Annotated in this window: 21 protein-coding genes; 12 read left to right on the top strand and 9 right to left on the bottom strand. The window is 59.5% G+C overall.

Annotated features, from left to right (window positions below; genetic code table 11):
- Window positions 1–25: 25 nt before the first annotated feature.
- Window positions 26–1234: an ROK family transcriptional regulator gene (locus FP026_RS14965; protein ID WP_149635409.1), complete on the bottom strand. Its 1209-nt coding sequence runs from the start codon at window positions 1232–1234 to the stop codon at window positions 26–28.
- 65 nt (window positions 1235–1299) lie between these two features.
- Window positions 1300–2184, bottom strand: a complete 885-nt coding sequence (locus FP026_RS14960) for a sugar phosphate isomerase/epimerase family protein (RefSeq protein WP_149635408.1) — start codon at window positions 2182–2184, stop codon at window positions 1300–1302.
- Window positions 2185–2468: 284 nt separating this feature from the next.
- On the opposite strand from FP026_RS14960, the gene FP026_RS14955 reads away from it, so the two are divergent.
- The 6 genes from FP026_RS14955 (at window position 2469) to FP026_RS14930 (ending at window position 7790) form a co-directional block, all read left to right on the top strand.
- Complete coding sequence (locus tag FP026_RS14955) at window positions 2469–3902, top strand: extracellular solute-binding protein (RefSeq protein ID WP_149635407.1); 1434 nt, start codon at window positions 2469–2471, stop codon at window positions 3900–3902.
- A gap of 97 nt (window positions 3903–3999) precedes the next feature.
- The gene (locus FP026_RS14950) at window positions 4000–4875 is read left to right on the top strand and encodes a carbohydrate ABC transporter permease (RefSeq protein ID WP_149635406.1); all 876 of its coding nucleotides are present in this window, start codon (window positions 4000–4002) and stop codon (window positions 4873–4875) included.
- 4 nt (window positions 4876–4879) lie between these two features.
- Window positions 4880–5716, top strand: coding sequence for a carbohydrate ABC transporter permease (locus FP026_RS14945; RefSeq protein WP_149635405.1), 837 nt, complete (start codon window positions 4880–4882; stop codon window positions 5714–5716).
- 4 nt (window positions 5717–5720) lie between these two features.
- Window positions 5721–5927 (top strand): DUF2160 family membrane protein, encoded by a 207-nt coding sequence (locus FP026_RS14940; protein ID WP_149635404.1) that lies wholly within the window; start codon window positions 5721–5723, stop codon window positions 5925–5927.
- A 63-nt stretch (window positions 5928–5990) separates the two neighbouring features.
- Entirely contained in the window at window positions 5991–7052 is a 1062-nt protein-coding gene (locus FP026_RS14935) for an ABC transporter ATP-binding protein (RefSeq protein ID WP_149635403.1), read from the top strand.
- Window positions 7053–7064: 12 nt separating this feature from the next.
- Window positions 7065–7790: an SDR family oxidoreductase gene (locus FP026_RS14930; protein ID WP_149635402.1), complete on the top strand. Its 726-nt coding sequence runs from the start codon at window positions 7065–7067 to the stop codon at window positions 7788–7790.
- 133 nt (window positions 7791–7923) lie between these two features.
- On the opposite strand, the gene FP026_RS14925 is transcribed toward FP026_RS14930, so the two are convergent.
- The 5 genes from FP026_RS14925 to bhcA form a co-directional block, all read right to left on the bottom strand.
- Window positions 7924–8922 (bottom strand): type I glyceraldehyde-3-phosphate dehydrogenase, encoded by a 999-nt coding sequence (locus FP026_RS14925; RefSeq protein ID WP_149635401.1) that lies wholly within the window; start codon window positions 8920–8922, stop codon window positions 7924–7926.
- A 76-nt stretch (window positions 8923–8998) separates the two neighbouring features.
- The gene (gene bhcD / locus FP026_RS14920; RefSeq protein WP_149635400.1) at window positions 8999–9964 is read right to left on the bottom strand and encodes an iminosuccinate reductase BhcD; all 966 of its coding nucleotides are present in this window, start codon (window positions 9962–9964) and stop codon (window positions 8999–9001) included.
- A gap of 44 nt (window positions 9965–10008) precedes the next feature.
- Entirely contained in the window at window positions 10009–11172 is a 1164-nt protein-coding gene (bhcC, locus tag FP026_RS14915) for a 3-hydroxy-D-aspartate aldolase BhcC (RefSeq protein WP_149635399.1), read from the bottom strand.
- A 13-nt stretch (window positions 11173–11185) separates the two neighbouring features.
- On the bottom strand, window positions 11186–12133 hold the full coding sequence (gene bhcB, locus FP026_RS14910; RefSeq protein ID WP_149635398.1) for a beta-hydroxyaspartate dehydratase BhcB: 948 nt from the start codon (window positions 12131–12133) through the stop codon (window positions 11186–11188).
- An 11-nt stretch (window positions 12134–12144) separates the two neighbouring features.
- The gene (gene bhcA, locus FP026_RS14905) at window positions 12145–13335 is read right to left on the bottom strand and encodes an L-aspartate--glyoxylate aminotransferase BhcA (RefSeq protein ID WP_149635397.1); all 1191 of its coding nucleotides are present in this window, start codon (window positions 13333–13335) and stop codon (window positions 12145–12147) included.
- Window positions 13336–13532: 197 nt separating this feature from the next.
- Here bhcA and bhcR point away from each other — a divergent pair, with 197 nt between their 5' ends.
- From bhcR to FP026_RS14885, 4 genes are all read left to right on the top strand, one after another.
- Entirely contained in the window at window positions 13533–14342 is an 810-nt protein-coding gene (gene bhcR / locus FP026_RS14900; RefSeq protein WP_149635396.1) for an HTH-type transcriptional regulator BhcR, read from the top strand.
- 137 nt (window positions 14343–14479) lie between these two features.
- Window positions 14480–14785, top strand: a complete 306-nt coding sequence (locus FP026_RS14895) for a type II toxin-antitoxin system RelE/ParE family toxin (protein ID WP_149635395.1) — start codon at window positions 14480–14482, stop codon at window positions 14783–14785.
- Window positions 14778–15071, top strand: coding sequence for an addiction module antidote protein (locus tag FP026_RS14890; protein WP_149635394.1), 294 nt, complete (start codon window positions 14778–14780; stop codon window positions 15069–15071). The genes FP026_RS14895 and FP026_RS14890 overlap by 8 nt, the downstream gene beginning before the upstream one ends.
- Before the next feature lie 416 nt (window positions 15072–15487).
- Window positions 15488–16780 carry an NCS2 family permease gene (locus FP026_RS14885; RefSeq protein ID WP_149635393.1) on the top strand — a complete coding sequence of 431 codons (1293 nt, stop codon included), beginning with the start codon at window positions 15488–15490 and terminating at the stop codon, window positions 16778–16780.
- Between the two features lie 253 nt (window positions 16781–17033).
- Here the strand turns inward: FP026_RS14885 and FP026_RS14880 are convergent, their stop codons facing one another.
- Window positions 17034–17519 carry an ureidoglycolate lyase gene (locus FP026_RS14880; protein WP_149635392.1) on the bottom strand — a complete coding sequence of 162 codons (486 nt, stop codon included), beginning with the start codon at window positions 17517–17519 and terminating at the stop codon, window positions 17034–17036.
- A gap of 43 nt (window positions 17520–17562) precedes the next feature.
- Entirely contained in the window at window positions 17563–19020 is a 1458-nt protein-coding gene (gene puuE / locus FP026_RS14875) for an allantoinase PuuE (protein WP_149635391.1), read from the bottom strand.
- A gap of 160 nt (window positions 19021–19180) precedes the next feature.
- Here puuE and uraH point away from each other — a divergent pair, with 160 nt between their 5' ends.
- Together uraH and xdhA are read left to right on the top strand one after the other, a co-directional pair.
- Window positions 19181–19546: a hydroxyisourate hydrolase gene (gene uraH / locus FP026_RS14870; RefSeq protein ID WP_149635390.1), complete on the top strand. Its 366-nt coding sequence runs from the start codon at window positions 19181–19183 to the stop codon at window positions 19544–19546.
- A 3-nt stretch (window positions 19547–19549) separates the two neighbouring features.
- Window positions 19550–21034, top strand: coding sequence for a xanthine dehydrogenase small subunit (xdhA, locus tag FP026_RS14865; protein ID WP_149635389.1), 1485 nt, complete (start codon window positions 19550–19552; stop codon window positions 21032–21034).
- The last annotated feature ends 1 nt before the right edge of the window (window position 21035 follow it).

Here is a 21035-nt window from a genome sequence, read left to right as displayed (position 1 = left end):
GTCATGCTTTCGATACCTGTTATTGTCAAACCGCCGCGCGCTGCTGCATGCCATCGTCACCGCTGAACTCCTCGTTTTCCAACGAAAGGAAGCGCTGGTGAAGCATGCATGCCGCTCCGAATGCGGACCCGAATTCAGCGTCTTGGTCAACGACGATTTCGGGATTGGGAAAGGGAATATTCTGGCCTTCGGACATATGGACCGCCACGCGGGCGGCAACCATCGGATAGAGAGATGCCACCGAGCCGCCGAGCACGATCCTGCCGGGGTCGATCAGCCGACAGGCCTGCAACAGCGCATATGCCAGATGACGTGACCATGTCTCCGCAATATTGACGGCCGCCGGAACGCGATCGCGAACGCCGACCAAAAAGTCCTGCAGGTCGGCGTCATTTCGTCCGACGGCCTCGCGATAGTGCCTGATCAGCACTTCGCGCCCGATCAGCTGTTCGAATTTTTGCCCGCCGCTTCCGGACACGAGAGTATGGCCGATCTCGCCGGCCAGGCCATGGCCGCCGCGAAACAGCTTGCCGTCGATGACGATCCCGCCGCCGACGCCGGTCTCCATGAGCAGGAAGAGCGTCACGCCTGCGATGCGGCTGCGGTAGCTGTCCCCTATCGCAAAGGCATTCGCATCATTCTCTATCGCGATCGGAACCTTGACCGGAAATGCAGACCGGCAGATTTCCTTCAACGGGACGTCTCGCCATCCGAGAATTGGCGCAAGGCTTACCGAGCCATCGGGCCGGATATGAGCCGGCGTCGAAATGCCCAGCCCCCTGCACAGCGCCATCATCTCCTTTGTCGTATCGCCAACGATAAGGGCTACGCCATGTTCGACAGCCCTCTCGACCGTCGAAGACAGCGTATCGAAGGCAACCTTGCGGCAAACCCTGACTTCGGCGGCAAGATCGATAACGACAGCGGATATATGTTCCACGCCGATCTCGATGCCGACAAAAAACGCGGCATCGGGGATGAGTTCCAGCATGATCCCCGGCCGCCCCGCGCGCGATTGCTCGCCACGCCTGCTGCCTGCCTCCAGCTCATGAACAAACCCGCCTTCCGTCAACTCGGCGACGATCTCACCAGAGGACGAGCGGTTCATGCCGAGCTTTCGCGCCAGATCGGCGCGGCTCATGCCGCGATGGCTGTAGATCGCCTGCAGGGCCGCGACGAGATTGCTCTGGCGAATTCTACGCGGCGAGCTTCCGATGGAGACGGTGTCGTTCATGTTCCAATCCCTTCAAATCGACCCACGCCAACTTACACGGCCGGAGCGGGTCACACGAAGGATTATCAGGGACGAGCGCTTGTGGCACGCCGGCGCCTGGCCTCGTCATATTTGAGCTCGATATAACGCTTCGCATGGGCGGCAAGAGGATCGTTGTCGGTCCATGTGTCGCGCCAGATCGCGCAGGCGAGCGACAACCCCTCATCGACGACAGCGGTCGAAAAGCTTTCGAATACGATGTCGCGCTTGTAGTCGATATCAAGCAGGGCATCGAAAATCAGGTCGAAATCGATAACGCCGTCGCCGAGATAGCCTCGATTGCTTTCGCCGATGTGGAAATAGCCGATCTTGTCGCCGGCCAGGCGGATTGCCGCGGCGGGATTGGCTTCCTCGATGTTCATGTGGAACGTATCGAGATGCAGGCGAACATGATCGGAGCCGGTCTCGGAGATGAATTTCAGCCCTTGCGCGGTCGTATTCAACAGATTGGTCTCGAACCGATTCACGATTTCGAGGACAAGATCGACCTTTGCTTCCCTGGCCACTTCAGCCGTCGCCGCAATGGCGGCGACGCTGTTGTCCCAGCCCTTCCTTGTTGGCTGGCGATTGTACTTGGTATGCGCGGAATAAAGGATCCCACCCAGCTTGTTGCCACCGATGTCTCTGACTGCCCGCACCGCGTCGGCCAGCATCCGCTTGCCATCCGCGACGGCCGAAGCATCCTCGCTCGACACATCCTTGTCGAGCGGCAACCCCATCGTCACGCCGATCTCCACGTCAAGCGACTGCGCGAGCCTTGCGAGCCGGTCCAGGTTGAATTTTTCGGGGCGAAGATAGGCGAACTCGATGGTTCCGTAACCATGCTCGGCCGTCTTTTGCAGGGCCGTTTCAAGCCCTTCCTGGGTTTGGCCGCCCGTCCATACAAATGAATGGATTCCCAAGCGTCGCATCGTCGTAACCTCGTGATTTTTCGTCCAAGCCTCATCCAGAATTAAGTTACTTAGTATGGCGAAGCAACAAATAAATTCGGCGAAGCGAAGTTTGATTTAGCGAGAAAATCTCCGCTTATGCCAGGATGAATATTCTTACGTTTCTCCATCGACCATTATCGACAACCAAAACAACGAGATAGCCCCATAATTTGCATGTTAAAGCAACAAATATTGCAAACGACGAAATTTCGAGCTAAGAATGCCCACGGCGAATGATCTCGCTGTAATCTGGGAGGATTGAAATGAGATACGCTATGAAAGCCGGCGCCATCGCGCTGACGCTTAGCCTTGCTGCCGCCGCTTCGCCGGCCCGGGCAGACTTCTGGTCCGACGCCGGAGCGAAATTCAAGGGCGTGACGCTGCATGGAGTGACCGAGTCCACGCCACCTTCCAACTTCATCAAGGATGTGCTGGCACCCGAATTCGAGAAGAAAACGGGCATCAAGGTCGAAATCGAAACGACGTCCTGGGATCAGATGTACGACAAGGCGATCAAGGACATGGAAGCCGGCACCGGCATCTATGACGTCGTCTATATCGAGCAGGACATCGTCTACTCCTATATGGCGCGGAACTTCCTGACCGATATCACCAAGGCGCTGAAAGATCAGCCGGATCTGAAGGCACCGACCTACGATGCCGCCAATTTCACCAGCTTCTCCAACTACTTCAAGGACGCGAACGGAGATCTTTACGGCGTTCCGATGGAGGCTTTCCTCAAGACCTATCTCTATCGGAAGGATCTGTTTGAAGATCCGGAAATTCAGGCAGCTTTCAAGCAGAAGACAGGTCATGACCTGAAGCCCGCGACGACCCACGAGCAATATACGGAAATCGCTGATTTCTTTACCCAGTGGGGCAAGGATCACAATATGCAGCTGTGGGGCTCGACGGCGCAGGCCCATACGGGCCATCCGGCCTCCTGGTACGAGTTCTTCGAAACCGTTGCGCCGACCTTCGGCGTCTACAATTGGGGCATCGATGCGCAGAAGGACTATGCCGCGACCGTCGAGCATGGCGGCCAGATGAACAGCGACAAGGCGAAAGCCGCGCTGAAATGGTGGCTGCATCTGCGCGACATCGCGCCGCCGGAATCCTCACAATCCACATGGACGGAAGTCGCCACGACCTTCGCCGCCGGTCGGGTGGCGCAGGGTCTGGTCTATGGCGAGAACGCGGCCTGGATCGCGACCGATTCCTCGCAGTCGAAGGTCACGGGCAAGGTCGGCTTCGCCCTGCCTCCGCTCAAGCCGGGCGTGCTCGAGGCCGCCGAAGCCGGCAAGGGTTATGTCGGCTATTATGACGGCGGCGCCTTCGGCCTGCCTGTCACCTCCAAGAACCAGGAGGCCGCCCTGCTCTTCCTGCAATTCATCGGCCAGAACGATGTGCAGCCTGACTGGGCGATTGCCGCGCCGCGCGTCACCAATACCGCAACCTTCGACGACCCCAAGGTCAAGGCCATGGATATCAAGCTTGGCGGCTTCTATACGATGCTGAAAGATCAGGGCAAGCTCTTCGCCGGCGCTCCGCCCTATCCGTTCCACGCCCAGGTGCGCGAAGCGACCGCCCCGATTTTCTTCGACATCCTGACCGGCAAGATCGGCCCGGACGAGGGCCTCGACAAGATGGCGGCAAAGACGGAGGAAGAGCTGACCTCGCTCGGCTATCGCAAATAGCCTTCCCTTCCGAACGAGCAGGCCGCGGTGGATAGCGGCCTGTCTTCCCGTCGCTGCAAAACGGGCACCTTAGCAACCGCCACAGGGGGATAGGGCGATGCATTCACAGAAGCTCGGCTGGCTCTTGCTGTCACCAACCATAGTGATCCTCGGGCTCTTCGGCATTTTTCCGTTCGTCTATGTCGTCTGGGTTTCCTTTCATGCGTGGAATCCCTTTGCAGCCAATCCCCACATGGTCTTCAACTGGGCGGAAAATTACCGCAAGGTCGTTTTCGATCAGCAATTCCTGGCGTCCCTGGGCATCACGGCGGCGTTCGTTTTCTTCGCCGTAACCTCGGAAATCGTGCTCGGCTATGTGCTCGCGCAGGCACTCCTGAAGGATTTCCCCGGCAAAGCGGTGTTCCGCACCATCCATACCCTGCCGTTGATCATGGCGCCGATCATCGTCGGATCGGTTTGGAAGCTGATGACGACACCCTCCATCGGCATCATCCCATATTTGCTGCACAGCTGGTTCGGCTTCGATCTCAACATCGGCCAAAGCGCGCTTGCGGCTTTCATCGTTACGGTGATCATGGACATCTGGCATTGGACGCCCCTGGTGACGCTTTCGCTGATCGCCGCTCTGGTTTCATTGCCGCCGGACCCGTTCGAGCAGGCGCAGATCGACGGCGCGGGCAAGAGCCAGATCTTCTGGCACATCACGCTTCCGATGATCCGACCGGCCCTGATTGCCACCGTCTTCATCCGGCTCATGGATGCGCTGCGAACCGTGGACGAGGTGCTGATGCTGACCGGCGGCGGCCCCGGCTCCGCGACGCGCTACATCGGCGTGCACATCTTCAGGGAAGTCTTTCCCAAGACGAACTACGGCTATGGTTCGGCCATCTCGGTCGTCGTGCTGTATCTGACCATCGTCGTCTGCTGGCTGCTCTATGTCAGCCTGATTGCGCCGCGCGCCAGGAAAGGTTGAAGCGATGAAGACCCGCAATCCCTGGCTTCTGGTCATCATGTGGATCGCTATCAGCTTTGCGACCCTCTTTCCGATCTACTGGCTCTTCGTCATCTCGGTAAAGCCGACAGTCGAGCTGTTCTCGACGCCAGAAGTCATCCTGAGAAGCCTGTTCTGGAAGAACTATACAGACGTGCTGAACAATCCGACGCTGCGCGGCTATATGCTGAATTCGCTGCTCATTTCCTCGGGCAATGCGCTGCTGGTGACGACGCTCGGCTTTCTGGCCTGCTACGCGCTTTCGCGGTTCGACCTTGCCGGCAAGGAAAGCATCTTCTTCTGGACGATCACCAACAGAATGGCGCCGCCTGCCGTATTCCTGCTGCCGCTCTTCCTGCTGCTGACGCAGGTCTACAAGATCGGCAGCTTTTCCTTTGCGGATTCGCGGATCGGCATGATCCTCGTCTATTGCTCGTTCAACCTTCCCTTCGCGATCTGGACGCTTCGCCCGACCGTTGAAGGCATTCCGAAAGAGCTTGACGAGGCAGCCTATGTCGACGGCGCAAGCACATGGACCGTTCTATCGGACATCATATTCCCGCTGGCACGGCCGGGCCTGGCGGTGACGCTGATCCTGACCTGGGTATTCGCATGGAACGAGTATCTGCTCGCGGCGACCCTGACCAATTTCAGGGCGCGCACCTTGACGACCGGCCTTTCGGAATATGTCACGACGACGGGCACCCAATGGGGGATCATGGCGGCAATATCGGTCTTCACCCTCATTCCCGCTCTCATCGTCTTCACTGTCGTGCAGCGCCACATCGTTGCGGGCCTGACCTTCGGTGCCGTGAAAGGATAACGCCATGTCTTCGGAATCCGGAAGCGACGAGCGCAAGGCGGGGTTCCTGCCGATTGAGACGAATTGGTTCGACCGGCTGTTCATCTCGGTCGTCATCTGGGTGGCGTTGTCGCTGCTCTGGATGCGCTTTATTGAACCATTGGGACTTTCGGTCTGGATAGCGACGGCGATTTCCGCCGTGCTCGGCGCCTACATCATCCGGCGCGGGTGAGGCAATGAATGCCGGCAACGGCGACGAAACACGGCATGCACTGCGGCATCCGGGAGGAAGACATTGGCAAACGTACAGATTAGCGACGTCACGAAGAAATATGGCGCCCTTCAGGTCATGCACGGCGTCAGCGTCGATATCGATGATGGCGAATTCGTCGTTCTTGTAGGCCCCTCCGGATGCGGAAAATCGACGCTGCTGCGCATGGTCGCGGGCCTTGAGACGGTGAGCGGCGGCGATATCAGGATTGGAGGCCGTATCGTCACCAACGCTCCGCCGAAGGAGCGCGACATCGCCATGGTTTTTCAATCCTACGCGCTCTATCCGCACAAGACGGTCGCCGAGAACATGGGCTTTCCCCTGAAGATGGCGAAACGCCCCAAGGCGGAAATCGACGAGAAGGTGCGCCGCGCCGCCGAAATCCTCGATCTCTCCCGTTACCTCGATCGTTATCCGAAGCAGCTGTCCGGCGGCCAGCGCCAGCGCGTCGCCATGGGCCGCGCCATCGTCCGCGATCCGCAGGTCTTCCTCTTCGACGAGCCTCTTTCGAACCTCGATGCCAAACTTCGCGTGACCATGCGGGTCGAGATCAAGGAATTGCATCAGCGGCTGAAAACAACCACCATCTACGTCACGCACGACCAGATCGAGGCCATGACGATGGCCAGCAAGATCGTCGTGATGCGCGACGGGCGGGTGGAGCAGGTCGGCAAGCCGCTGGAGCTATATGATTTTCCCGCGAATATTTTCGTTGCAGGCTTTATCGGCAGCCCCTCGATGAACTTCCTGAAAGGCCGGATCGGCAATCGCGACGGCCGGCAGGTCGTCATTACGGAGCAAGGCGTCATTCTGCCGGTGGAAACGGTCAACGCCGAGGACGGCAGGCCGGTGACCTATGGAATTCGGCCCGAACACATTACTATCGGCGATGGCGGAATCCCGGTCGAGGTGTCCGTATTCGAACCCACCGGCTCCGAGACGCTGATCTTCGGCCGCGTCGGCGGAGTGCCGATCGATGCACTCATTCGCGAGCGGATCGAAATCGCGCCGGGGCGAACAATGCATTTCCGTATTGACCCGCGCCATGTTCATATCTTCGATCAGGAAAACGGCAAGAGATTGTAAGAGGACGTTCTGATGAATTTCGAAGGGAAGAGGGTGATTGTCACCGGCGCAGGCAAGGGCATTGGCCGCGTGACGGCGGAAATACTTGTGAAGCGCGGGGCTCGCGTCGTGGCCTTGACCAGAAGTGCGGCTGATGTCGCCTCGCTGCGCGACGAACTGGGCTGCGAGGCGATCCAGATCGATCTTGCCGACGCCGAAAAGACGCGGCAGGCGGCACTGGCTGCACTTCCGGCGGATTATCTGGTCAACTGCGCTGGGACGACCGAGCTGCAGTCATTTCTCGACACCACGGTCGAAGCCTTCGACCACCTGTTTGCGGTCAATACCCGCGCCCCGATGATCGTGGCGCAGGAATTCGCCCGCTCGTTGATCGAAAGAGGCCTTTCCGGCGCAATCGTCAATGTATCCTCCGTCGCCGCCTTCGTCGGCATACCGGACCATGCGGCCTATTGCGCCTCGAAAGGTGGGCTGGACGGCCTGACGCGTGTGATGGCGAAAGAGCTGGCGCCAAAGGGCATTCGCGTCAATGGCGTCCATCCGACAGTCACGCTGACACCGATGGCCATCAAGGCATGGAGCGACCCCGAAAAGGCAGCGCCGATGCGCGAACGGATCCCGCTCGGCCGATTTGCCGAACCTGCTGATGTCGCCGAGGTGATCCTGTTCCTGCTTTCGGATGAGGCGGCCATGGTCAACGGCATTTCGATGCCGGTCGACGGCGGCTATATGATCGCCTGAGATCGCGTGCCGCGGACAGCAGCAAACATTCACGAGGGAATGTTTCGGCTCACCATCAACGACGATCCTCATGCTGCAAGGTCAGCCCGACACGCGTCGCATCTTTCTGCACGGTCAAGCGATCGCGGTCTTCTTACTGCACGCGCCCGATATATTGAGCCATCTCGATCAAGCGGTTGGAAAAACCCCATTCGTTGTCGTACCAGCCGAACACCCTGAGGAGGCCGCCGGCGGAAAGCGACATTTCCGGTCCGCTTATGACGAAGGATTCCGGGCGGCCGCGCAGATCGACCGAAACCAATGGCTTCTCGATCCAGCCCAGCACCGGCGATCCCTGGGCGACATGCTTCAACCTTACGCGCATGGTGTCCAGGTCCGACACGTTCCGAACAGCAACCGTCAGATCGATCGCCGAGACGCTGGCGGTCGGCACGCGAAGGGCGCGGGCTTCGATGAGACCGGCGAGGTGAGGCAGCACGTCGCCGACGATCGCATGTGCACTCGTGGTGGTGGGCACCATCGAAAGGGCGGCCGCGCGACTGCGCGACAGCTCCGAGCGCGGCTGATCGATTGTCGGCTGGCTTGCCGTGTAGCAATGGACCGTGGTCATCTGACCACCGATGATACCGAATTCCCGGTCGATGACGCGCAGAAGCGGCGCAAGCGCATTCGTCGTGCATGATGCGTTTGAAATCACGGCCTGGTCGCGGAAGGCTTCCTCATTCGCCCCCAGCACCAGCGTCACATCGGCTGCTGCGGAAGGGCCGGAAATGAGAACTTTCCTTGCTCCGGCTGTAATTCCTCGCTGTGTCACCACCCGTGATTTGGCATGACCGGTACACTCCAGAACAACGTCGATGCCGCGAAGATCGAGTTTGCTGATGTCGGGAGCATTGTGAAACGGTATCGACACCCCGCCGACGACAAGAAGCTGGTCTTCGAAGGAGATCGGCTCGGTCCACGGGCCGTACACGCTGTCAAATTCAAAGAGATAAGCGCATGTCTCCAAATCGGCGATGTCGTTGATCAGCGCGACTTCGATATCGCGACGATCCCGCAGGAGAAGGCGCAGGACGGAACGCCCGATCCTGCCAAATCCGTTGATTGCAATTCTTAATGGTCGGCCTGACATGCGAATCTCCACCTACTCGATCGAGCGGAAAGTGTAGACGACATCACCGCCTCAGGCCTCCCCCAAATGCGCCAAGTCAGAAGTCGACTTCGATTGCCACGCCTTTCGCCAAAGCGAGCTCGACGGCGGCTGAAGCAACGGCAAGATCCTGAAGGCCGACACCCGTACCATCGAACAGCGTGACCTGATCCTCGGAGGTTCGACCGGGATGCGTTCCGTTGATCACGGCGCCGATTTCGACGATGGCCTCTTTCCGGATCAACCCCCTTTCGATCGCGTGCTGCGTCTCGCCGATCGTTATGGCCTGAGCGACTTCATCGGTGAAGACGGTTGCAGCAGCGAGGAGCTCAGCCTCGACCTCCTGCTTGCCTTTCGTGTCCGTGCCCATACAGGCGAGATGCGTGCCGGCGCGGACCTGCGAAGCTTTGAGAAGCGGAGCGAAGGACGAGGTGATCGAGATGATGACATCCGATTCAGCTCCCAGCCGATCACGATCGACTGCCTCGAAGGGAAGGCCCTCCTCCTTGGCAACCTCCTCCAGACGGCTCAGCATGTCGGGATGCGGGTTCCAGGCGAGGATCTTCTCGAATGCGCGCTGCTCGAGGGCTGCGCGTAACTGAAACGTCGACTGGTGACCCGCACCGATCATGCCGAGGACCTTCGCGTCTTTTCGGGCGAGATATTTGATCGAGATTGCCGATGCGGCAGCCGTCCGCAGCGCAGTCAGCAAGTTGCCGCCCACCACGGCACGGCATTTTCCGGTATCGGCGTCGAACAGGAGGATGGTGGACTGATGATTGGTGAGGCCTCTGCTTGCATTGTTTGGCCAGAACCCGCCGGACTTGAGGCCAAGCGCCAGGCTCTTGCGATCGAAGCCGGACTTGAAGCCATATAGCGCATCGGCGTGCCCGATCGCCTCCCGGATCACAGGGAAATTATAGGCAGATCTGTTCGCCATCGAGGCGAAGACTTCTTCGACCGCCTTGAGGCAATCGGAGGGCGTGACCAGTTCGGCAATGGCACTTTCGGGAATGATGATCATGGCGCTTCCGCTTGGTTTGTCGGGGGCCGAAGCCCCCTATTGCATCAGTAAGCCTTGCCGCGGGCCGACACCGGCCAAAGCGTTTCCACCTTGCCGTTGCGCACGCCGACATACCAGTCGTGAACATTGCAGGTCGGATCGCAATGGCCCGGAACCAGGCGGAGCTTTTCGTTGATCTTGAGAACGCCGTCCGGATCTTCGATAACGCCGTGCTCGTCGGAGCATTTGATGTATTTCACGTCATTGCGGCCGTAGACAAAGGGCAGGCCTGAGTCGACCGATTGCGCCTTGAGACCGGCATCGCAGATTGCCTTGTCGGGCTTTGCATGGCTCATGATGCTCGTCAGGATGAAGAGGGCATTTTCCCATTCGCCGTGGTCGATCCTCTTGCCATCCTTGTCCTGAATGCGGCCGTAATCGGCATCCATGAACGCATAGCTGCCGCACTGCAGCTCATTGTAGACGCCCGAATTGCTCTCGAAATAGTAGCTTCCCGTGCCACCGCCGCTGACCAATTCGGGTTCTAAGCCCTCGGCCTTCAGCGCTTCGACAGCATCCTTGACCTGAGCAATGGCCGCATCGAGCTTCGCCTTTCGGTCTTCATATTTGTCGATGTGCTGCATCGCGCCCTGATAGGCCTGGATGCCGGTGAACTTGAGACCTGGCGCCGCATGGATGGCATTGGCGAGCTCGACGACGGCCGACGTCGTCGTGACGCCGCAGCGTCCGGCGCCGCAATCGATCTCCACGAAACATTCCAGCGTTGTACCGTATTTCTGCGTCGCGCTCGATAGCTCCTCGACATTCGCGAGGTCATCGAGGCAGACGATGATGCGTGCGCCGTGCTGGGGCAGAAGCGCAAGACGGTCGATCTTTGCCGGATCGCGAACCTGGTTCGAGACCAGGACATCCTTGATGCCGCCGCGCACGAAGACTTCAGCTTCGGAAACCTTCTGGCAGCAGACGCCGATTGCACCGCCAAGCTCCTGCTGGAGCCTGAGGACGTCGACGGATTTATGCATCTTGCCATGCGCCCTGTGCCGCATGTTGTGTGCCTTGGCATAGTCGCCCATTTTGCGGATGTTGTGCTCGAGCGCATCGAGATCGAGGATTAGGCATGGCGTCTGGATTTCGTCGACGCTCATGCCGGGAAGAGCCGGTACGTCGTAGCCGACGTCCATGCCGGCGAATTTCGGTTCCATGTTCATTGCTCTTTCTCCCTTACTGCCAAGGCAATGTGTCGAGGTCGACGTTTCCGCCGGTGATGATGACGCCAATGCGCTGACCGGCGAAAATCTTCCTGTTCGTGATGATCGTCGCTAGCGGGACAGCGCTTGAGGGTTCCATGACGATCTTCATCCGCTTCCAGATGAGCTTCATGGCGTCGACGATGTCCTCTTCGGATTCCGTCAGGATATCGGCCACGTGGTTTCTGACGAAATGCCAAGTCAGCTCCTTGAGCGGCACCTTCAGACCGTCGGCCACTGTATTCGGCGCGTCGTCGGCAATGATGTAGCCTGCTTTGAAGCTGCGGCAGGCATCATCGGCCTGCTCGGGTTCGGCCGCATAGATCCTGATGTTCGGCGCGAGGTTCGACAAAGTGAGGCAGGTCCCCGACACCATGCCGCCGCCGCCGATCGGCGCCACCACCGCATCGAGCCCGTCCACCTGCTCGATCAGCTCCATCGAGCAGGTCGCCTGGCCTGCAATGACGCGAGGATCGTTGTAAGGATGCACGAATTCGGCACCGGTCTCAGCGACGACCTCAGCAAAAACAGCCTCGCGCGAGGACGTCGAAGGTTCGCATTCGACCACCCTGCCGCCATATCCCCTGACGGCATCCTTCTTTGCCTGCGGCGCTGTGCGCGGCATGACAACGGTGCAGGGAATGCCCCGCCGCCCGGCGGCGTAGGAAAGGCACGTTCCGTGGTTGCCAGATGAATGCGTTGCCACGCCGCGGGCCGCCTGCTCATCACTCAGGCCGAAGACGGCGTTGGATGCGCCACGGGCTTTGAATGCGCCGGCTTTCTGGAAGTTCTCGCATTTGAAGAACAGTTCGGCGCCAACGAGCGAGTTGATGAAGCTCGAGGTGAGGACCGGTGTGCGATGGATGTGGGGCTTGATGCGCGTATGTGCAGTCACCACATCGGCCAATGTCGGTATGTACATCATATAGCTCCTCAGGCTGCAGCCTGAATCTTGGATTGGTGGTCGTTGCGATAATGTTCCTGAGCGGCCGCAACGCCCGAGCCGAGTTTGACGTCAAGACCAAGATCGACCATGGCCATCTCAGCCGCCGCTATGCCCGCCAGAGCCATGACGTCAGTCAAACTGCCGAGATGTCCGATGCGGAATACCTTGCCGGCGACCTCGCCCAACCCGGTTCCGAAAGCGACATCGTACCTTTTCGCAGCATGGGCAACGATCGAGGTGGCGTCGAAACCCTGCGGCGTGCGGATCGCACTCACTGTGTCGGAATAGAGTTCTTCGCTTCTGGCGCACAGATCGAGACCCCATGCCCGAACGGCGGCTCGAATACCGCCGGCAATACGCCGGTGTCTTGCAAATACATTCTCCAGTCCTTCGGCGAGCAATAGTTCCGTCGACAGTTTCAGCCCGTTCAGAAGGCCGACCGCCGGAGTATAGGGATAGGCGTTGTTCGCATAGCTCTTCGCCATATCGCGAATGTCGAAGAAGGTGCGCGGAAGTTTTGCATGGTCGACGGCTGCCAGGGCCTTCGGGGAAAAAGCCGTGATCGCCAGGCCGGCGGGCAGCATGAAGCCCTTTTGCGAACCGGTCACGGCGATGTCGACGGACCATTCGTCCATGCGGAAATCCATCGAGGCGATGGAGCTGACACCATCGACGAATAATAAGGCGGGATGGCCGGCGGCGTCGATCGCTCGGCGGATGGCTGCGATATCGGATTTGACGCCGGTTGCCGTCTCGTTGTGCGTGACCAGGACAGCCTTGATTTCATGCGCGGTATCGGCTGCGAGAACTTCCTCATAGCGATCTGTAGGAGCGCCGCCGCCCCACTCGGCCTCGATGATATCGACCTCGAGGCCATGACGCTGGCACATATCGATCCAGCGATGGCTGAACATGCCGTAGCGTGCGGCCAATACGCGGTCACCCGGGCTGAGCGTATTGGTGATGGCCGTTTCCCATCCACCGGTTCCCGTAGACGGAAATACGAATATGGAGGCCTTTTCGGTTTTGATGACTTTCTTTACGCCGGCAAGCGCCGGCCGCAGAATTTCGCCGAAGAGCGGGGAACGGTGATCGAGCGTGGGCATGTCCGCAGCCTTGCGAAGGACTTCGGGCATATTCGTCGGACCGGGGATGAAAACCGGATTTTGCATATACATCTGGGTGTCCTCCTAACGTTGAGAGATGGATAGCATGTCCGACACAGGAGATAAATTTTTTTGAAATCATTTTTCAAAACACATTAAATATCGATATTATATATGAAAAACAGTAATTTGACTTTTTCCATTGGCCAATTTAGTTTTTCAGAGCAGAATTTTCTCTGCAAAGAGACTTCTCAAGGAGACGATGACCGATGGTAGCCGAAATGCGCCGGCGAGGACGTCCAAAGGCCTTCAACGGTCCTCAGACACAAAATACGATCCAGGCGCTCGATCGCGCATTGGACGTGCTTGATGCGCTTTCGGCGCCCGAGGGGATGACGCTCTCGGAGCTCGCCGGGAAGCTCGGCCAGTCCGCAGCGACCATGCATCGCGTGCTCGCGACCCTGGAGCGACGCGAATTCGTCGAGATCAGCCCCGATCGCCAGGTATGGTATATCGGCCCGGAGGCATATCGGCTCGGCTCCGCGTTTCTCCGGCGCACCAACGTCGTCGAGCGAAGCCGTCCGATCATGCGGGAGCTCATGCTGGAAACGGGCGAGACCTCCAATCTGGGTATCGAGAAGGACGGAAATGTCCTGTTCATCAGCCAGGTGGAGACCCACGAGTCGATCCGGGCGTTTTTTCCCCCAGGAACGCTGTCGCCGCTGCATGCCTCCGGCATCGGCAAGGCGTTGCTGAGCACCTATGACGACGATCGCCTCGCCACGCTTTTCAGAAAAAAGGAACTGGAGCGCTTTACCGAGAACACCATGCGTTCCTTCGAGCAGCTGCGCGAGGAGCTGCAGAAGACGCGGGACCGCGGCTACTCCTTCGACGACGAGGAGCGAACCAAGGGAATGCGCTGCGTCGCTGCGCCTATCCTGAACGTGCATGGAGAAGCCATAGCGGGCATTTCCATCTCCGGACCGAAGCATCGCCTTCAGGACGCAGACATCCACCGGATCGGCGAACGTGTGAGGAGCGCTGCCGCAATGGTATCCCGCCGTCTCGGCGCTCCGTAAGATCGAGCATCCCCACCATGGAATCCACAGGCAACTAGTTGGCGGGTGAGCCGTTCCGGGTGGAGACGTCTGTTCCATCGCTAGACCCGAAAGGAAGGATGTTGTGCAGATGTAGTTTTTAGACTACAACTCACTTCATGATTGAGTTAAAGCAAACGGCGACCTTCGCAAAATGGGAATCTCGCCTTAAGGACAAGCGAGCAAAAACCATCATCGCGGCGCGACTGATGCGGTTGGCCGAAGGCCTGCCGGGCGACGTCGAACCGGTAGGTGAAGGCGTTAGCGAACTGCGGATTCACTACGGTTCCGGATATCGCATCTACTTCCAGCAACGCGGAAATCTCCTGATCGTGTTGCTATGCGGCGGAAACAAAGGATCGCAAGCCCGCGACATTGCCACCGCCAAGAAACTGGCTAAAGAATGGAGTGCACAAAATGACTGAAAAACTATCCACTTACGACCCTGCCGCCGCACTGGTGGACGACGAAGAAATCGCCGCTTTCATGGCGGATGCTTTTGAAACTGGCGATGCGGCCTACATTGCCAAGGCACTTGGCGTTGTCGCCCGCGCCAAAGGCATGACCGAAATATCACGCAAAACCGGGCTATCCCGAGAACAGCTCTACCGCTCGTTTAGCGAACGCGGAAACCCAACACTCAAGACAACACTTGCAGTGATGCGCGCACTTGGCGTTGACATCACTGCCAAGGCCCATACCGCACATTGACCTTATCCTATGGCCCCAGGTCGTCATTGTCCCATTTGCGCTAAAGGCTGCTTGGGACAACGATGAGCCTCTTGTAGATCAAGGCCCGGCGCAAAATAAGTTGGCTTTGCCACCGCGAGCGCTATAGATTGGATGCAACGTCATGTTGTCCGATCGATGTCGTTGTGGACATTTGGCAGTCTTTTCCGCAAGTCCATCTCCAGAGCGCAACTCGACTCGCTTGGAAATAGTCTGAAAAACTAGAATGTCTTTCGCAAATTGCAGGGAAATCCGGCTCTAGCGCCCGGAGCCTTTAAAAGCGCACAATCTCCCTCGCCACGAAACGCCGGTCACAGGCGCTTCTCGCGCCCGCATCGGAGGAGATGCGGGCAAGCCCCATGACATTCATGAGCGCCTGAAACGCTTAGGGAGGAACGATGCTTGAACGACTTTTCAAATTGAGTGAGCACGGCACGTCCGTGCGCACCGAACTCATCGCGGGCGTGACGACGTTCTTGACGATGTCCTATATCATCTTCGTCAATCCGGACATCCTGTCGACCACCGGCATGGACCGCAATGCGATATTCGTCGCCACCTGTCTTGCCGCGGCACTGGGTTCCATCGTCATGGGGCTTGTTGCCAATTGGCCGATCGGCATGGCGCCGGGCATGGGGCTCAATGCCTTCTTTGCCTTTACCGTCGTCGCCACACTCGGATTTAGCTGGCAGCAGGCACTCGGCGCGGTCTTCATCTCGGGCGCCATCTTCGTCTTGCTGACGGTCACCGGCGTGCGCAGCTGGCTGATCGCCGGCATCCCTCGCTCGCTCAGAAGCGCGATCGCCGCCGGTATCGGTCTCTTCCTGGCGATCATCGCGCTCAAGAGCGCCGGCATCGTCGTTGCCAACAAGGCGACGCTCATCGGCCTTGGAGATCTGAAACAGACAGGCCCGCTTCTTGCGATCTTCGGCTTCTTCGTCATTGCCGTTCTCGACGCGATGAGAGTCAGAGGCTCGATCCTGATCGGCATTCTTGCCGTCACCGTCCTCTCCTGGATCCTCGGCGTCAGCCAGTTCCACGGCATCGTTTCAGCTCCGCCATCGATGATGCCGACCTTTCTGCAGCTCGACATCGTGGGCGCCCTCCATGGCGGCCTGATCCACATCATCCTCGTCTTCGTGCTCGTCGAGGTCTTCGACGCCACCGGAACGCTGATCGGTGTCGCCAAGCGCGCGAAGCTTCTCGAGGAAGGAAAACCAAACCGCTTGAGCAGGGCGCTGCTTGCCGACAGTGCGGCCATCGTCGCCGGCTCGCTGATGGGCACCAGCAGTACGACAGCCTATGTCGAAAGCGCCTCGGGCGTCCAGGCGGGCGGCCGCACCGGCCTGACGGCATTCACGATCGCCGTGCTTTTCCTGGCGTCGCTGTTCTTCTCACCGCTCGCTGGCTCCGTTCCCGCCTATGCAACCGCACCGGCCCTGCTCTATGTCGCCGGCCTGATGATGCGCGAGCTGACCGAGATCGAATGGGACGACCTGACCGAGGCGGCACCGGCAGCGCTGACGGCACTCGCAATGCCGTTCACCTACTCGATCGCCAACGGCCTTGCCTTCGGGTTCATCAGCTATGTCGTCCTGAAGGTCTGCACCGGGCGTTGGAAGACGCTTCATCTGGCGACGCAGATCGTTGCCGCCCTGTTCATCGTCCGCTTCGCCTTCTTCGCGAACTAGCCAAAACGGTGCATGTCAAGGGAGCCGGATCGCCCGTTGCGATGGTCCGGCTCCCAATCTGTTTGCAAGATCTGCCTGCTTATCCGGCAAGATAGCTAGGGCCTGAAATGCCGCGCATCTCACGGATGGGCAATTGCCTGAAACGACCGGCGGGCGGCTGTACGTCGCAGGCAGGATGAGAAGCGAGATATTCAAATGGTAAAGGGGCGCCGGAATTGCGGCGCCCCTTGCTTCATTTAAACCCGTTCCGCGATCAGCGGATCAGAAACGGCTCCCCGAAGAAATGCTCTTCCAGATTGACACCCTCGCCGCCCCGGTCGACGACGGCAAAATCCGAGACGCCGTCGAGAGGTGTGAGGATGCCATGCCAGACATTGCGGCCGATATTGACGCCCTGCCCCGGCTTCGTCCGGAAGGCCAATGGCTCGCCCGGTCCATTTGCGGTTTCCCGCGCGACGACGACCAGGAAGGGATTGTCGCTCAGCGGTATGAAGGCCTGGCTGCCGAGCGGATGCCGCTCCACCATCTGCAGTTCCAGCGGCAGCTTGTAAGGCTCGCCACGCAGCAGACTGATCATCGCACGCGCTTTCTCCCCGGTCGTCTCGACTTTTGCCAGATCATGGTATCGCACACATTTCCCGGCATTGATGGGGTAGTTATAGGCCCCTTCCATCTCTATCACCTCGCCGAAGGGAAAGAAGGCGACACGCGTTAACGGCTGAATCTCGATCACTTTCATACACGCTCTCCTCATTTGTGCTCTTGAAGTGCAATGGCCGACCTCATGCGGCGCTCCGCTGCGTGCTCCGATCCAGCCCTTCTCCATCGGGAAGCATGGCGACAAGCCGCAGGAACGCGATCCGCTCCACTTGCCGGCAGGCGGCGGCGAATTCGGCGTCGCGATCGTTCTCGATCCGAGCTTCAAACGCAGCGAGGATCCCGGATTTCGTGTGATCCCGCACGGCGATGATGAATGGAAACCCGAACTTGGCGACATAGCGGTTATTGAGATCGGTGAAACGCGCCCGCTCCTCGTCCGTCAACGCATCGAGCCCAGCGGAAGCCTGCTCTTCCGTAGAGCTCGTCGTCAGACGCTTCGCCTGCGCCAGCTTGCCGGCAAGATCCGGGTGGGCGACCAGTACGCCCAGCCGTTCCTCCTCGCTTGCCGCCCGGAACTGGAAGGCGAGCGCGGCATGGAGCCCGATCGCCGTATCGTTTGCCGGCGAAAGTTCATCAGCGAAGGCGCGGCGTGCGATCCAGGCCGAATGCTCGAAGACGCCGCCGAAGCGCTCGACGAAGGCGCCCTCCGGCATTTGCGAGGGCCGCTCCGAGACCGGCCTTGGCGGATGCGTCTTCGCCCAGTGCTCGGCGATATCCACGCGGCGCGCGATCCAGACCTTTTCGTGGCTCTGGACGTAGTCGATGAAGCGAGCGAGTGCCATGATGCGGCCGGGCCGCCCGATCAGACGGCAATGCAAGCCGATGCTCATCATCTTCGGGCTACCGGCAGCACCTTCGGCGTACAGCGCGTCGAAGGAATCCTTCAGGTAGTTGAAGAACTGATCACCGCTATTGAAGCCCTGCGGCGTCGCAAAGCGCATGTCGTTGGCATCGAGCGTATAGGGAATGATGAGCTGGTAGCGACCGCCATGCTCATGCCAATAGGGAAGGTCATCGGCGTAGGTGTCGGAGATGTAATCGAAACCGCCCGCTTCCGTCACCAGATCGACAGTGTTGACCGAGCAGCGGCCGGTATACCAGCCGCGCGGCCGCTCGCCGGTAACGATCGTATGCTGGCGGATCGCCTCGGCGATCGCCGCACGCTCCTCTTCAGGCCCCATATCCTTATGCTCGACCCATTTGAGGCCATGCGAGGCGATTTCCCAGCCAGCCTCTTGCATGGCGGCGACCTGCGCCGGCGAGCGCTTTAGCGCGGTTGCAACGCCGTAGACGGTAACGGGCAGCTGCTTCTCGATGAAAAGCCGATGCAGGCGCCAGAAGCCGGCGCGGGCGCCATATTCATAAATCGATTCCATGTTCCAATGGCGCTGTCCCGGCCATGGAGCAGCGCCGACGATTTCAGACAAAAAGGCTTCGGACGCCGCATCGCCATGCAGCACGCAGTTCTCGCCGCCCTCTTCATAATTCAGGACGAACTGCACGGCGATGCGCGCCTCGCCCGGCCACTGAGCCGCCGGCGGCGTCCGGCCATATCCGTGCATGTCACGGCAATATCGCATGAAACACTCCTCCAAATGTCGTCGACGGCAAATGTCTAACCGCAAATCGCACGCGCTATTCCCCTTGGAAATTTTGAAAGTCTCGAACGTTACGGCTGCTTTTCAGGGGAATAGGCCTGTCGGATAGTGGAGGCAGGAGCGCTACGTTCGGGAGAAAAACATGCAGTCTCATTCGCCAGAAGCCGGCCAGCTCACGACCCACGTGCTGGATACCGCGCTCGGCAGGCCCGCAATGGGTCTACGCATCGATCTCTACCGGGTCGAGGGCGACACGCATCGCCATCTCAAATCCGCCGAGACCAATGATGATGGCCGCTGCGATGCGCCTTTGCTATCAGGCGAAAACATGAAGGCTGGCACCTACGAGCTGCGCTTTCATGCCGGTGACTATCTTGGCCGTTCTGCCGATGGCCCGATGTTTCTGGACGTCATTCCGATCCGCTTCGGTCTCGCAGACGAAGGCGCGCACTACCATGTGCCGCTGCTCCTTTCGCCCTACAGCTATTCCACCTACCGCGGGAGCTGAACGATGACGGCAGCAAAAATCCGTTCCGAACTGCGTTTCATCCTCAATGGCCAGGACATTGCCCTTAACAACGTTGCGCCGGACCAGACCCTGCTCGACTGGCTGCGGCTTTCCCGCTCGCTGAAGGGCACGAAGGAAGGTTGCGCCGAGGGCGACTGCGGCGCCTGCACGGTGCTTGTGGGACGGCTGACGCCGGCGGGCGGCCTCGCCTATGAAAGCGTCAACGCCTGCATTCGCTTTCTTGGCTCGCTCGACGGCTGCCATGTCGTCACCATCGAGCATCTGGCAGCCAGCGACGACCATCTGCATCCGGTGCAGCAGGCGATGGTCGATTTTCACGGTTCGCAATGCGGCTTCTGCACACCGGGCTTCGTCATGTCGCTCTACGGGCTCTGGATGCAGACGCCGAACCCGACGGATCAGCAGATCGAAACGGCACTCCAAGGCAATCTCTGTCGCTGCACCGGCTACGAGCCGATCCTGCGCGCCGCGCGGGCCGTTTCCAGTTATGGCGGGACCGAGAACGATCCCCTGCTTATCGAGCGTGAAACCATGACCGCGCGGCTGAAGGCTCTTGCCGATGGTGCGCGTGTCCAGATCGGCGAAGGCCGCCATCGGCTGATCGTGCCGGCTGGCCTCGATGATTTCGCAGAGGTTCTCGAAGCGTCGCTGACCGCGACGGTGATTGCCGGCTCCACTGATGTCGGCCTTTGGGTCACCAAGCACATGCGCGATATTTCACCCGTGATCTTCATCGCCGGGCTTCAGGAATTGAAGTCGATCACCGTGCAGGATGGCATCATCTCGATCGGTGCGGGCGTCACCTATTCCGAAGCGATCGCGACGCTCTCCCAGCACATTCCTGCACTCGGTCCGCTGATCGCCCGTATCGGCGGCCAGCAGGTGCGCAATATGGGAACGATCGGCGGCAACATCGCCAACGGCTCGCCGATCGGCGACACGCCGCCGGCCTTGATCGCACTTAACGCATCGCTGACCTTGCGTCGGGGCAAGACCCGCCGCACCACAGCACTCGAGGACTTTTTCATCGCCTATGGCAAGCAGGACCGCCAGCCGGGCGAATTCGTCGAAGCCGTGCATGTTCCGGTTCCGGCAGCGGACGAAAAATTCGCGGTTTACAAGGTGACGAAGCGGCGAGATGAGGACATTACCGCAACGCTCGGCGCCTTCCGCCTGGCGCTTGCCGAAGATGGTACGGTCGCAGAAATCCGGATCGCCTATGGCGGCATGGCGGCGACGCCGAAACGGGCCTTCGCCGTTGAGAAAGCACTGCTCGGACAGCCCTGGAACGAGGCGACGGTGGAAGCGGCGATGGAAAAATACGCCGAGGATTACGCGCCGCTGACCGATATGCGCGCCACCGCGGAATACCGGTCGCTCGCGGCGAAGAATCTTCTATTGCGTTTCTACCTGGAAACGACCTCCCGTGCGGCACCGGCTCAGGTGTCCAGATATGAGGCTGCATAGG

It is taken from the genome of Martinezella tropici, from assembly GCF_008370325.1.
Classification (GTDB): Bacteria; Pseudomonadota; Alphaproteobacteria; order Rhizobiales; family Rhizobiaceae; genus Rhizobium; species Rhizobium tropici_B.
Note: the sequence above shows the minus strand (reverse complement) of the source record. Positions and strands in the feature narration are given on the sequence as shown.